The sequence below is a fragment of the Agromyces sp. P2_B3 genome, from assembly GCF_056404815.1.
The window spans coordinates 57,344-69,652 of the sequence record NZ_JBFUDH010000002.1 but is presented as its reverse complement, the minus strand read 5'-3'; the positions used below and the strand labels follow the sequence as shown (position 1 = coordinate 69,652).

The 12,309-nt window shown below is 73.4% G+C and carries 10 protein-coding genes; 3 read left to right on the top strand and 7 right to left on the bottom strand.

Features of this window, described 5'->3' with window-relative positions; genetic code table 11:
- Positions 1 to 2: 2 nt before the first annotated feature.
- Genes uraH through aceB form a run of 6 tightly spaced genes read right to left on the bottom strand, consistent with a single transcriptional unit; the run spans position 3 to position 6,068 of the window.
- Positions 3 to 344, bottom strand: coding sequence for a hydroxyisourate hydrolase (uraH, locus tag AC1DZA_RS03230; RefSeq protein ID WP_476771675.1), 342 nt, complete (start codon positions 342 to 344; stop codon positions 3 to 5).
- Positions 341 to 835 (bottom strand): 2-oxo-4-hydroxy-4-carboxy-5-ureidoimidazoline decarboxylase, encoded by a 495-nt coding sequence (gene uraD, locus AC1DZA_RS03225; protein WP_476771674.1) that lies wholly within the window; start codon positions 833 to 835, stop codon positions 341 to 343. Before uraD ends, uraH begins: the two co-directional genes overlap by 4 nt.
- Positions 825 to 2,243, bottom strand: coding sequence for an allantoinase AllB (allB, locus tag AC1DZA_RS03220; RefSeq protein WP_476772005.1), 1,419 nt, complete (start codon positions 2,241 to 2,243; stop codon positions 825 to 827). Before allB ends, uraD begins: the two co-directional genes overlap by 11 nt.
- A gap of 8 nt (positions 2,244 to 2,251) precedes the next feature.
- Positions 2,252 to 3,097 (bottom strand): bifunctional allantoicase/(S)-ureidoglycine aminohydrolase, encoded by an 846-nt coding sequence (locus AC1DZA_RS03215; protein WP_309973667.1) that lies wholly within the window; start codon positions 3,095 to 3,097, stop codon positions 2,252 to 2,254.
- Positions 3,098 to 3,138: 41 nt separating this feature from the next.
- On the bottom strand, positions 3,139 to 4,467 hold the full coding sequence (locus AC1DZA_RS03210) for a DUF6986 family protein (protein WP_476772004.1): 1,329 nt from the start codon (positions 4,465 to 4,467) through the stop codon (positions 3,139 to 3,141).
- Positions 4,468 to 4,469: 2 nt separating this feature from the next.
- Positions 4,470 to 6,068 (bottom strand): malate synthase A, encoded by a 1,599-nt coding sequence (gene aceB, locus AC1DZA_RS03205; protein WP_476771673.1) that lies wholly within the window; start codon positions 6,066 to 6,068, stop codon positions 4,470 to 4,472.
- Positions 6,069 to 6,190: 122 nt separating this feature from the next.
- Here aceB and AC1DZA_RS03200 point away from each other — a divergent pair, with 122 nt between their 5' ends.
- From AC1DZA_RS03200 to xdhC, 3 genes are read left to right on the top strand one after another with little or no spacing between them, the layout of a single operon-like run.
- On the top strand, positions 6,191 to 7,678 hold the full coding sequence (locus tag AC1DZA_RS03200) for a xanthine dehydrogenase small subunit (RefSeq protein ID WP_476771672.1): 1,488 nt from the start codon (positions 6,191 to 6,193) through the stop codon (positions 7,676 to 7,678).
- Positions 7,675 to 10,149: a xanthine dehydrogenase molybdopterin binding subunit gene (gene xdhB / locus AC1DZA_RS03195; protein WP_476771671.1), complete on the top strand. Its 2,475-nt coding sequence runs from the start codon at positions 7,675 to 7,677 to the stop codon at positions 10,147 to 10,149. Before AC1DZA_RS03200 ends, xdhB begins: the two co-directional genes overlap by 4 nt.
- Before the next feature lie 8 nt (positions 10,150 to 10,157).
- On the top strand, positions 10,158 to 11,042 hold the full coding sequence (xdhC, locus tag AC1DZA_RS03190; RefSeq protein WP_476771670.1) for a xanthine dehydrogenase accessory protein XdhC: 885 nt from the start codon (positions 10,158 to 10,160) through the stop codon (positions 11,040 to 11,042).
- Between the two features lies 1 nt (position 11,043).
- Here the strand turns inward: xdhC and AC1DZA_RS03185 are convergent, their stop codons facing one another.
- Positions 11,044 to 12,303: a D-arabinono-1,4-lactone oxidase gene (locus AC1DZA_RS03185; RefSeq protein ID WP_476771669.1), complete on the bottom strand. Its 1,260-nt coding sequence runs from the start codon at positions 12,301 to 12,303 to the stop codon at positions 11,044 to 11,046.
- Between the last annotated feature and the right edge of the window lie 6 nt (positions 12,304 to 12,309).

Here is a 12,309-nt window from a genome sequence, read left to right as displayed (position 1 = left end):
GCTCAGCTCCCTCGGTAGGTGGAGTAGGCGAACGGGCTCAGCAGGAGCGGCACATGGACGTGCCGGCCATCGTCGGTGACGATGAAGGTGATGATCGCCTCGGGGTAGAACGTCACCGCATTCCGAGCCCGGAAGTATCCGCCGGTGTCGAAGCGCAGACGGTACTCGCCCGCGGGCAGGTCGTCGCCGCCGAGTCGCATGATGCGGCCGTCGGCGTCGGTGATGCCGGCGTCGAGCGGCCGCCAGCCGTTGCCCTCGCGACCGGCGAGTTCGACGTGCATCCCCTGCGCGGGCACGCCGGTCGACGAGTCGAGCACATGGGTGGTGATGCGGGAGGTGGTCATGCGAGACGTCCCTTCAGTCGGAGCACGGCGATCTGGCGCAACTGGTCGGCGACGACCGGTTCCTCCTCGGCCGGGGTGTGCGCGAGCCGCTCGGTGAGCGCGGCCAGGATGTCGGATGCCGAGCGGCCGGCGGCCCGGATGAGGAACACCCGTCCGAACTTCTGCTCGTACGCGCGGTTGCCGGCGGCGAGCTCGTCCGCCACCCGGGCGTCGGCCGGGTCGACGCCGGACTGCTCCGAGCGTGACATCGCCGCCTCGGCGCCGGTGCCGGCCGGGCGCTCGCCGATTCGGGGGTGGTGCGCGAGCGCGCCCTCGACCTCAGCCACGGTGAACGGCGAGGCGGCCTCCGCGGCGGCGTCGAGCAGCGCCTCGACCGACGCGTACGGCCGGCCGTCGGCGAGCTCGGCGCACCAGCGTGACACGTCGACGCACGGGCGCAGCCACGCGATCGCCTCGTCGCGATCGGCGGCGTTGAACTCCTCAAGCGTCATCGCCTGCACCCTCCGATTCTGCCCGCCGCAGCAGTCGCCCACGCGGAGCCGTGCGGTCGACGGGCGAGCCCGCGAGCCACGTGCGCCGCACGACGCCGTGCAGCTCGCGTCCGTCATAGGGCGTGATCGGATGCCGGTGCTCGAGCGCCGCGCCATCCACGGTGTACAGCTCGTCGGGCGCGAACACCACGAGGTCGGCGTCGCGGCCCTCGGCGATCGCGCCCTTCGTCCCGAGGCCGACCCGGCGCGCGGGCGCCGCCGACATCCACTCGACGACGCGGGCGAGCGGGATGCCGCGGCGTCGGGCTTCCGTCCACACGAGGCCGAGCCCGAGCTGCAGCGACGCGATGCCGCCCCACGCCTCGGTGAAGTCGCCGTCGCCGGCGAACTTCAGCTCGGCGGGCGCCGGCGAGTGGTCGGAGACGATGAAGTCGATGACGCCCTGCTCGAGTCCGCGCCACAGCGCGTCCTGGTTCGCGGCATCCCGGATCGGCGGGCAGCACTTGAACGCGGTGGCGCCCGCCGGCACCTCCTCGGCCGTGAGCGTCAGGTAGTGCGGGCACGTCTCGACGGTGAGGGGCACGCCGTCGGCCTTGGCTTCGGCGATGAGCCCGAGCGCGCTCGCCGCGCTGAGGTGGAGGATGTGCGCCTGCGCGCCCGTGCGCGCGGACGCCTCGATGACCGCGGCGATGGCGGCGTGCTCGGCCGTCGCGGGACGCGACGCGAGGAAGTCGGCGTAGTCGCGGCTGTGCGGGTGCGGGAGCGCACGCCCCGCGGCGCCGATCACGGCGGCGTCCTCGGCGTGCACGATGAGCAGCGAGCCGGTTCCGGCGACGACGCGCATCGCCGCCTCCATCTCGTCGGCCGAGACGGGCGGGAACTCGTCGACGCCCGAGTCGACGAGGAAGCACTTGAACCCGAACACGCCCTCCGCGACGAGCGGTTCGAGGTCCGCGAGGTTGCCGGGCACGACCCCGCCCCAGAAGCCGACGTCGACGAAGACGCGTCCGCGCGCCGCCGCGCGCTTGGTCGCCAGGGCTGCCACCGACGTCGTCGGCGGGATGCTGTTCAGCGGCATGTCGACGATCGTCGTGACTCCCCCGGCGGCGGCGGCCCGCGTCGCCGACGTGAAGCCCTCCCATTCGGTGCGGCCGGGCTCGTTCACGTGCACGTGCGTGTCGACGAGCCCGGGGATGAGCACCTCGTCATCGGAGAGCCGCACCACCTCCGCCGCGTCCCGCCCGAGACCCGCCCCGAGCGGGGCGACGGCCACGATCCGGCCGTCGCGCACCCCGACCTCGGCGGGTGCGAACGCGCCGTCCACGAGCACGCGCCCGCCTTCGAGCACGAGATCGAGGGGCCCGGATGCCGCGACGGGGCCGGAAGCCGCAGCGCCCGCCCGCGGCATCCGCTCGCTCATCCCCATCGGCTGGCCGTGCGGCCGGCGGCGAGGCCGGTCAGCCGCACCTGCCGGTTGACGTCCTTGTAGAGGAGGTATCGGAACGGCCCGGGCCCACCCGCGTAGCAGGCCTGCGGGCAGAACGCGCGCAGCCACATGAAGTCGCCCGCCTCGACCTCGACCCAGTCGCCGTTCAGGCGGTAGACGCCCTTGCCCTCGAGCACGAACAGCCCGTGCTCCATGACGTGCGTCTCGGCGAAGGGGATCACCCCGCCCGGCTGGAAGGTGACGATGTTCACGTGCATGTCGTGCGCGAGGTCGTCGGGGTCGACGAACCGCGTCGTCGACCAGGCGCCGTTCGTGCCGGGCATCTCCTGCGGCGGCACGTCGGCGTCGCTCGTGACGAACGACGTCACCTCGTGGCCCTCGAGCGGCTCGTAGGCCTTTCGGATCCACTGGAAGCTCGTGAACTCCGAGCCCTCGTTGGCGATCGCCCAGCTCGCCCCCGGCGCGAGGTAGGCGTAGCCGCCCGCCTCGAGCACGTGCTGGTCGCCCTCGAGCTCGAGCGTGAGCTCGCCCGCGGTCACGAACACGACGCCCTCGACGCCCTCCTCCCGCTCGGGCCAGTCGGCGCCGCCGCCCGGTCCGATCTCGACGATGAGCTGCGAGAACGTCGTCGCGAATCCGGCGATCGGCCGGGCGAGGATCCACGCGCGGGTGTTCGTGAACCCCGGCAGGTTGCTCGTGACGATGTCGCGCAGCACGCCCTTCGGGATGACGGTGTACGCCTCCGTCACGATCGCGCGGTCGGTGAGCAGCTCGGTCTGCTCGGGCAGCCCGCCCTGCGGGGTGTAGTAGCTCATGGGACCTCCTCGTCCGTCGCCGCGGGGGCCGCGGCATCCGCTCAGCTCGTGGTGCTCGTCGGGCGTGTCGGGCTCGTCGCGCTCGTCGCGCGGGTCGCTCGCCTGGGGTGGGCGAGCGCGACGAGCGCCGCCTCGTCGAGGCCGATGTCGGCTGCGACCTCGCCGGGCAGGATCGCCCCGCAGCGCACGCCCCGCAGCACGAACCCGGCGAGCGCGCGCACCGTCGCCGGCTCGTCGAGCACGGCTGCCTCAGCGCTCGCGCCGGCACCGGCGCCACCGCCGCCTCGCACGGCGTCGCTCAGGCGAGCGGATGCCTCGGCGTACCCCTCGCGGTAGAACGCGTAGGTGGCGATGAACCGCGTCGGCAGCTGGTGCGGGTGCAGGTCCCACCCCTGCGGGAACCCGCGCTCGAGCGAGCGGCGCACGAGCCGCGCGTGCAGCCGCCACGCCTCCTGCGTGCGGGCGCCGACGGGCAGCACGTTCGTCGAGCCGTCCGAGAGGCGGATGCCCGTGCCGGCGACGGCGACCTGCATGAGGCCCTTCGCGAGGTCGGCGGCGGGATGCTCCATCGACTGGTACCTCGCCGCGATGCCGAGCGCAGCGCTGTAGTCGTAGGTGCCGTAGTGCAGACCGCTGATGCGCCCGGGCACGGCGGTCGCGAGCTGGGCGAGCGGCGACCGTCCGTCGGCGCCCAGCACGACCTGCGGGGTCTCGACCTGCACCTCGAACCGGAGCCTGCCGTCGGAGAGCCCGTGCGCGCGTTCGAGGGCGGCCGCGGCATCCGCCATCGCCTCGACCTGCGCGACGGTCGAGACCTTCGGCAGCGTGAGCGCGAGGCCGGCGGGCAGGCCGCCGTGCTCCAGGAGGGCGGTCACGAACAGGTCGAGCGTGCGGATGCCGCGGGCACGCGTCGCGGCCTCGAACGACTTGATCCGGATGCCGACGAACGGCGGGGCGAACCCGGCGCCCTCGGCGGCGATGATGCGCTTCGCTGCGCGGACCGCGTCGGCGTCCTCGACGTCGTCGCCGCGGTCGCCGTAGCCGTCCTCGAAGTCGACCCGGAGGTCTTCGATGGGTTCGAGCACGAGCTTCTGCTCGACCGCGGAGGCCACGGCCGCGGCGGTCGCGTCGTCGAGGCCGACCGCGACCGCGACCGCCTCGACCCCGCCGGCCCCGTCGACGGCGGCGAGCGCGTCGCGTCCCCACAGCGCGGGGAGCTCGGGCGTGTACCGGTCGGCGGGCACGTAGACGGTGTGCACCGGCTGGCGGGAGCCGTCGTCGCCGGGATAGGCCGTGGCGAGGAGCCGGTCGGTCGCGGCGAGCCGGGCGTCGATCGCGGCGAGGGTGACGGCCGAGAGGGCGGTGCGCACGCTCACTCCAGCAGTTCGTAGGCCGGGAGGGTGAGGAAGTCGACGTACTCGTCGGCGAGGCAGAGCTCGGCGACGAGGCGTGCGGCGGGCTCGGTGTAGGCGGCGAACCGCTCGGGGGTCGTCTCGGCGCGGAGCTTCGCGACCTCCTCATCGAACACCTCCCGCACGAGCTCGGGCGTCATCGTGCGCCCGGTGTCGGCGAGCACCACGCCGTGCCGGAGGTGCTGCCACACCTGCGATCGCGAGATCTCCGCTGTTGCCGCATCCTCCATCAGGCTGTGCAGGGCGACCGCACCGCTGCCAGCGAGCCAGGCGGCCGTGTAGGCGACGCCGACCGAGAGGTTCGTGCGCAGGCCCGCCTCGGTGACGGCACCGCCGGTCGAGGCGACGTCGAGCAGTTCGGCGGCCGACACGTCGACCTCGGGACGCTGCCGGTCGAGCTGGTTGGGCCGGTCGCCGAGCACGGCGTCGAACACCTCGAGGCACACGGGCACGAGGTCGGGATGCGCGACCCAGGATCCGTCGAAGCCGTCGTTCGCCTCGCGGGTCTTGTCGGCCCGCACCTTCTCGAAGGCGACGGCGGTGGCCTCGGGGTCGGCGCGGTTCGGCACGAACGCCGCCATGCCGCCCATCGCGACGGCACCGCGCCGGTGGCAGGTCTGCACGAGCAGCTCGGTGTAGGCGCGCATGAACGGCGCGGTCATCTGCACGTCGGCCCGGTCGGGCACGATGAACTCGGGGCCGGCATCGCGGAAGACCTTGATGATGCTGAACAGGTAGTCCCAGCGGCCGGCGTTCAGGCCCGACACGTGCTCGCGCAGCTCCCAGAGGATCTCGTCCATCTCGAACGCCGCCGGGATCGTCTCGATGAGCACCGTGGCCCGAATGGTGCCGAGCGGCAGGTCGAGCGCCTCCTGCGCGTAGACGAACACGTCGTTCCAGAGTCTCGCCTCCAGCCGCCCCTCGAGCTTCGGCAGGTAGTAGAACGGTCCGTCGCCGTTGTCGACGAGCTGGCGCGCCGTGTGGAAGTAGTGCAGCCCGAAGTCGACGAGCGAGCCCGAGCCGCGCTCACCGTCGACGAGCACGTGCTTCTCGGGCAGGTGCCAGCCACGCGGGCGGGTGACGACGGTGGGCCGCCGGATGTCGTCGCGCAGCGCGTAGGCCTTGCCCTCGGGCGAGGTGTACGCGAGGGTTCCGGATGCCGCGTCGCGGAGGTTGCGCACGCTCCCCACCACGTTCGCCCAGGTCGGGCTCGACGCGTCCTCGAGGTCGGCGAGCCACACCCGCGCGCCGGAGTTCAGGGCGTTGATCGCCATCTTCGCCGGCGACGCCGGACCGGTGATCTCGACCCGGCGGTCGGCGAGCGCCGGCGGCGGCGGCGGCACCTGCCAGTCTGCGGCGCGGGTCTCGGCGGTCTCGGGGAGGAAGTCGAGCGACTCCCCGCGGGCGATCCGGTCCCGGCGCTCGGCGCGTGCGTCGAGGAGCTGGCGGCGTCGGGAGTCGAAGCGCAGGTGCAGCTCCTCGACGAATGCGAGCGCCTCGGCGGTGAGGATCTCCTCGCCACCCGGGACCTCGCTGTCACGGGCGATCTCGATGCTCATGCGGCGGCCGCTCCCTTCCGGGTCGATACTCCTCGCGCTGCCCTCATCTTGGCGCAGATGCGTGCCCGGCGTCACCGGATCGAGCGCAAGTCCCCGGCGTAGACTCCGACAAAGGAGTGTGCATGGATCACATCGACGTGACCGTCAACGGACGGCGACACCCGTTGCTGGGCATCGCCGCGCAGACGACCACCTTGGACTGGCTTCGCAGCCTCGGCCTCACCGGCTGCAAGGAGGGGTGCGCCGAGGGCGAGTGCGGCGCCTGCGCCGTGCTGCTGGCCACCGACGACGACCGCGGCGGCACGGAGTGGACCGCGGTGAACGCCTGCCTGGTGCCGGTCGCGGCCCTCGCAGGTCAAGAACTCGTCACGGCCGAGGGGCTCGGCTCCCCCGAGCGCCCGCACCCAGTGCAGGCCGGCCTGGCCGCGGCGGGCGGTTCGCAGTGCGGGTACTGCACCCCTGGCTTCGCGTGCAGCATGGCGGCCGAGTTCTACCGCCGCGGCCGCCACGAGGGCGAGGGCGAGGCACCGGATGCCGCGGCCACCGTCGAGGGCCGCACCGATGCCCATCACGGCCCGAACGGCTTCGACCTGCACGCGCTGAGCGGCAATCTCTGTCGCTGCACGGGCTACCGGCCGATCCGGGATGCCGCCTACGCGCTCGCCTCCCCCGATGCCGACGACCCGCTCGCCGAGCGCCGCTCGCGCCCCGCGCCCGAGGCCGTGGCGACGCGCCTCGACGGCGATGACGGACGCTTCGTGCGACCGGCATCCCTCGACGAGGCGCTGGCCCTGCTCGGCGACCAACCCGACGCGTCCGTCGTCGCGGGCACCACCGACTGGGGTGTCGACATGAACCTCCGCGGCCGGCGGGCGCCGCTCACCATCGCCATCGAGCGCCTGCCCGAGCTGCGCACCTTCACCGTCGGCGACGCGAGCATCGAGGTCGGCGCCGCGCTCACCCTTGCCGAGGTGCAGCGCCGCCTCGACGGGCGCGTCCCGCTGCTCGCCGACCTGTTTCCGCAGTTCGCGTCACCGCTCATCCGCAACCGGGCGACGATCGGTGGCAACCTCGGCACCGCCTCCCCCATCGGCGACACGGCTCCGGCCCTGCTCGCGCTCGAGGCCGTCGTGGTGCTCGTCTCGGCCGACGGCGAGCGCGAGGTCGACCTCGCGGACTACTTCACCGGCTACCGGCAGACGGTGCGCCGGCCCGGCGAGCTCATCCGCTCGGTGCGGATCCCCCTCCCACTCGCCGGCCTCACCGCGTTCCACAAGATCGCGAAGCGGCGGTTCGACGACATCTCGAGCGTCGCGGTGGCCTTCGCCCTCGACCTCGACGACGACGGCACCGTCACGGCGGCGCGCATCGGGCTCGGTGGAGTCGCGACGACGCCGCTCCGCGCCCGCGCCACCGAGGCGGCGCTCGCCGGGCGCCCGTGGAACGACGAGACCGTCCGCGACGCGGCATCCGTACTGGCGAGCGAGGGCACCCCGATGTCCGACCACCGGGCGAGCGCCGAGTACCGGTCGCTCATGCTCGGCACCGCGCTGCTGAAGCTGCACCGGTCGCATCCGGCCGCGCCCGTCGTCGAGGGGGTGCCGGCATGAGCGAGCTCGCCACGCGGCCCGCGGAGCCCGTCGTGGGCAGCCCGACCCCGCACGAGAGCGCGGCGCTGCACGCCACCGGCCACGCCGTCTACACCGACGACCTCGCGGCGCGCGATCGCAGCGTGCTCACCGCCTGGCCCGTGCAGTCCGAGCAGGCGCACGCGCGGGTCGCCCTCGACGTCGCGCCGGCGCTCGGCGTGGCGGGCGTGGTGCGGGTGCTCACCGCCGCCGACGTGCCCGGCGTGAACGACGCGGGCGTCAAGGAGGACGAGCCCCTGTTCCCCGCCGAGGCGATGTTCCACGGCCACGCGCTGGCGTGGGTGCTCGCCGAGACCGCCGAGGCCGCCCGGCTCGGCGCCGCCGCCGTGCGCGTGGAGTACGAGCCGCTCCCGTCGATCATCACCGTGCCCGAGGCGATCGAGGCCGGCTCGTTCCAGGGCATCCCGCGCACCATCCGCCGAGGCGACCCCGAGTCGGCGCTCGCCACGGCCCCGCGCGTCTTCGACGGGGTGATCGAGATCGGCGGGCAGGAGCACTTCTACCTCGAGACGCACGCCTCGCTCGCCCGCATCGACTCCGAGGGGCAGGTCTTCGTCGACTGCAGCACGCAGCATCCGAGCGAGACGCAGGAGATCGTGGCGCACGTGCTCGGCCTGCCGAGCAATCGCGTCACCGTGCAGGCGCTGCGCATGGGCGGCGGCTTCGGTGGCAAGGAGATGCAGCCGCACGGGTTCGCGGCGATCGCGGCGCTCGGCGCGATGCTCACCGGTCGCACGGTGCGGCTTCGGCTGAACCGCACGCAGGACCTCACGATGACCGGCAAGCGGCATCCGTTCCACATCGAATGGAAGGCTGGCTTCGACGACGACGGTCGCATCCTCGCGCTGGCCACGACGCTCACCTCCGACGGCGGTTGGAGCCTCGACCTGTCGGAGCCGGTCATGGGCCGGGCGCTCTGCCACGTCGACAACGCGTACTGGATCCCGAACTTCGTCGCGCAGGGCCGGGTGGCGAAGACGAACAAGACGTCGCAGACGGCGTTCCGCGGCTTCGGCGGTCCGCAGGGGATGTTCGTCGTCGAGGAGGCGCTGGGCCGGGCGGCACCGGTGCTCGGCATCGACCCAGTCGTCCTCAGGCAACGGAACCTCTACCGACCGGGGCAGACCACGCCCTACGGACAGCCCGTGCGGCACGCCGAGCGGCTGCGGGCGATCTGGGAGCAGCTGCACGTCAGCAGCGACTTCGACGCCCGTCGCGCCCGGATCGCGGCCTTCAACGCCGAGCACGACGACGTCAAGCGTGCCCTCGCGATCACGCCGGTGAAGTTCGGCATCTCGTTCACGCTCACCGCCTACAACCAAGCCGGCGCACTCGTGCACGTCTACAAGGACGGCTCGGTGCTCGTGAACCACGGCGGCACCGAGATGGGCCAGGGCCTGCACACGAAGATGCTGCAGGTCGCCGCGACAGCCCTCGGCGTGCCCCTCGAGACCGTGCGGCTCGCGCCCACCCGCACCGACAAGGTGCCGAACACCTCGGCCACCGCCGCGTCGTCGGGCGCCGACCTCAACGGCGGTGCCGTGAAGGACGCGTGCGAGCAGATCCGCCACCGGCTCGCTGCCGTCGCCGGCCGCATGCTCGGCGTGGACGAGCGCGACGTGCGGTTCTCCCGGGGCCGGGTGTCGGGGCTCGGCGGATCGGGACCCTGGTTCACCTTCCTCGAGGTGGTGCGGGCCGCGTACGACCAGCGCGTGCAGCTCTGGGCGGCGGGCTTCTACCGCACCGACGGCCTGCACTGGGACACCGAGCGCATGCAGGGCGAGCCGTTCAAGTACTTCGCCTACGGCGCGGCCGCGACCGAGGTCGAGGTCGACGGCTTCACCGGCGCGCATCGGATGCTGCGGGTCGACATCCTGCACGACGTCGGCGACTCGCTCTCGCCGATCATCGACCTCGGCCAGGTCGAGGGTGGCTTCGTGCAGGGCGCCGGATGGCTCACGCTCGAGGAGCTGCGCTGGGATGAGTCCGACGGCCCCGGCCGAGGTCGGCTGCTCACCCAGTCGGCGAGCACGTACAAGCTGCCGAGCTTCTCGGAGATGCCCGACGAGTTCAACGTGCACCTGCTCGAGCAGGCCGCCGAGGAGGGTGTCGTCTACGGCTCGAAGGCGGTCGGCGAGCCGCCGCTCATGCTGGCGTTCAGCGTGCGCGAGGCGATCCGTGAGGCCGTGGGCGCGTTCGGGCCGTCGGGTCGCAGCGTCGCACTGGGATCGCCTGCGACGCCCGAGACGACGTACCGGGCGATCCTCGGCGTGCAGCGGTCGGCTGCGGTCGGCGACGGGCGAGCGGATGCCGCGGGCGATCGTCGAGCGGATGCCGCGGTCGACCACATGGCGGGCGACGGATCCCATTCCTCCCGCGCCGGCGGTGCGGCATCCGGTGCCACCGGGCACCTCGTGCCCTCGGACTCGTAGGCGGCCGCGTGGACTGGGTCGACGCCCTGCAGCGACTGCGCGCCTCGCGCACGCCGGCGGTGCTCGTCACGGTCGCGATGGTGCGCGGGCACGCGCCGCGCAACGGCGGGGCGAAGATGGTGGTCTCGGCGGATGCCGCGTTCGGCACGGTCGGCGGCGGCAACCTCGAGCAGACCGCCCTGCACCGGGCGCGCGAGCTGCTCGCCGATGGCTTCGCCGCCGCCGAGCCCGAGCTGCTCACGCTCACGCTGAGCGACAAGGCCGTCACCGACTACGGCGTGCAGTGCTGCGGAGGAGAGGTCACCATGCTGCTGGAACCCGTGCCGGTCGTGCCGGCCGTCGCCGTGTTCGGGCTCGGCCACGTCGGGCTCGAACTCGCCCGCATCCTCGCGCGGCAGCCGATCGAGCTCACCCTCGTCGACTCGCGAGCCGAGATGCTGGCGCCCGAGCGATTGGGCGCGGCGGGAGGCTCGGGCGGCTCCAGTGGCGCTGGAGCCACAGGCGGCACCGGCTCGGGCCCGCTCGCCGACGCGGTCGCGACCGTCGTCGTCCGGCACCTGCCCGTGCCCGAGGCGGCGCTCGCCGACCTGCCGACCGGAGCACACGTGCTCGTCATGACGCACGATCACGTCGAGGACCTCGCGATCGTGGAAGCCGCGCTGCGCACGCCGGGCATCGGTTCGATCGGACTCATCGGGTCGCGGTCGAAGTGGGCGCGGTTCCGGGGGCAGCTGCTCGCGGCGGGCGTCACCGAGGAGGACCTCGCCCGCGTGTCCACGCCGATCGGCATCGAGGGCATCCGCTCGAAGGAGCCCGCCGCGATCGCCGTGAGCGTCGCCGCCCGCGTGCTGCAGCTCGTCGAGGCGCAGGTGCCGGAGCAGTCCGCGCGTTGAGTCAGAGGCCGAGTCGCTCCAGGTAGGCGTTGGCGAAACGGCGCTCGGGGTCGAAGCGGGCGCGCAGCGCGGCGAAGTCGTCCCAGCGGGGGTAGCGGCGGCGCACCTCGTCGCCCGGCAGCGTGAACACCTTGCCCCAGTGGGGACGAGCGGTGTTGGGGAGCGCCGCCTCGATCGCGGGCAGCAGGGCCGTGACCGCCGCCTCGTCGCGCACCCACGTGAAGTGGAGGCCGACCACGTCGGTGCCGTACGCCCCGCTCAGCCACAGGTCGTCGGCGCGGACCGTGCGCACCTCGCACACCTGCAGCAGCGGCGCGATGCGGTCGGCGAGGCCCCGCACGGCCTCGAGCGCCGCCACCGCATCGGCCCTCGGAACGAGGTACTCCGACTGCAGCTCCTCCCCCGCCGACGGCGTGAACTCGAGCCTGAAGTGCGGCAGTCGTTCGAACCACGGGCCCGGCGCCCCGAGCTGCTCCGTGCACGCGTCGGCCGGCAGCCCGATGATCGGATGCCGCGCCTGGGTCGCCGCGTGGGCGCCGAGTCGTTCGACGACCGCACGACGCCGCTCCGCGGCATCCGCGTCGAACGGCAGGCGCTGCTTGACCCAGAGCTGGTCGGCGACGTCGGTGCGCGACCACCGGGTGAAGATGCTCACGCTCGTGCCGAGCGAGGTCACCGCGTCGAGGTCGGCGAGGATCGCATCCCACGCGGGCGCCTCGTACACGGTCTGCGCGACGTCGTAGGTCGGCTCGACGTCGAGCTCGAGCCCCGTGACTACGCCGAGGGCGCCGAGGTGCACGATGGCCCCGGCGAAGTCGGCGTCGCCGCGCACGAGGGTGCGGGACTCGCCGTTCGGCGTGATGAACCCGATGCCGCGCACGGCGGTGGCGAGCGAGCCGATGCCGTCGCCCGATCCGTGGGTGCCGGTGCCGACGGCGCCGGGCACCGAGATGTGCGGCAGCGACGCGAGGTTCGCGAGCGCGAGGCCCTTCCGCTGCAGGATCGGTGCGAGGTCGCCGTACCTCGGCGCCCCCGTGAGCCGCACGGCGCCGGGCGCGCTCGAGGCGTCGACGTCGACCGGCAGCCGGTCGGTCGCGATGAGGGTGCCCACGGTGTCGGCGAGGTCGTTGAACGAGTGACGCGTGCCGAGCACGCGGAACGGCCCATCGCCGGCGAGCACCTCCTGCAGCTCCTCCACCGATGACGGATGCACGATCCGCTGCGCCCGATAGGTCAGGTTGCCGGCCCAGTTGCGTTCCATCGTGCT

What these genes read in the sequence shown, in the direction of transcription:
- AC1DZA_RS03200 (WP_476771672.1), top strand. Translation starts at nt 6,191, where the DNA reads ATGGATCACATCGACGTGACCGTCAACGGACGGCGACACCCGTTGCTG.
- AC1DZA_RS03185 (WP_476771669.1), bottom strand. Translation starts at nt 12,303, where the DNA reads ATGGAACGCAACTGGGCCGGCAACCTGACCTATCGGGCGCAGCGGATC.
- allB (WP_476772005.1), bottom strand. Translation starts at nt 2,243, where the DNA reads ATGCCGCGGGCGGGCGCTGCGGCTTCCGGCCCCGTCGCGGCATCCGGG.
- aceB (WP_476771673.1), bottom strand. Translation starts at nt 6,068, where the DNA reads ATGAGCATCGAGATCGCCCGTGACAGCGAGGTCCCGGGTGGCGAGGAG.
- uraH (WP_476771675.1), bottom strand. Translation starts at nt 344, where the DNA reads ATGACCACCTCCCGCATCACCACCCATGTGCTCGACTCGTCGACCGGC.
- AC1DZA_RS03215 (WP_309973667.1), bottom strand. Translation starts at nt 3,097, where the DNA reads ATGAGCTACTACACCCCGCAGGGCGGGCTGCCCGAGCAGACCGAGCTG.
- xdhB (WP_476771671.1), top strand. Translation starts at nt 7,675, where the DNA reads ATGAGCGAGCTCGCCACGCGGCCCGCGGAGCCCGTCGTGGGCAGCCCG.
- uraD (WP_476771674.1), bottom strand. Translation starts at nt 835, where the DNA reads ATGACGCTTGAGGAGTTCAACGCCGCCGATCGCGACGAGGCGATCGCG.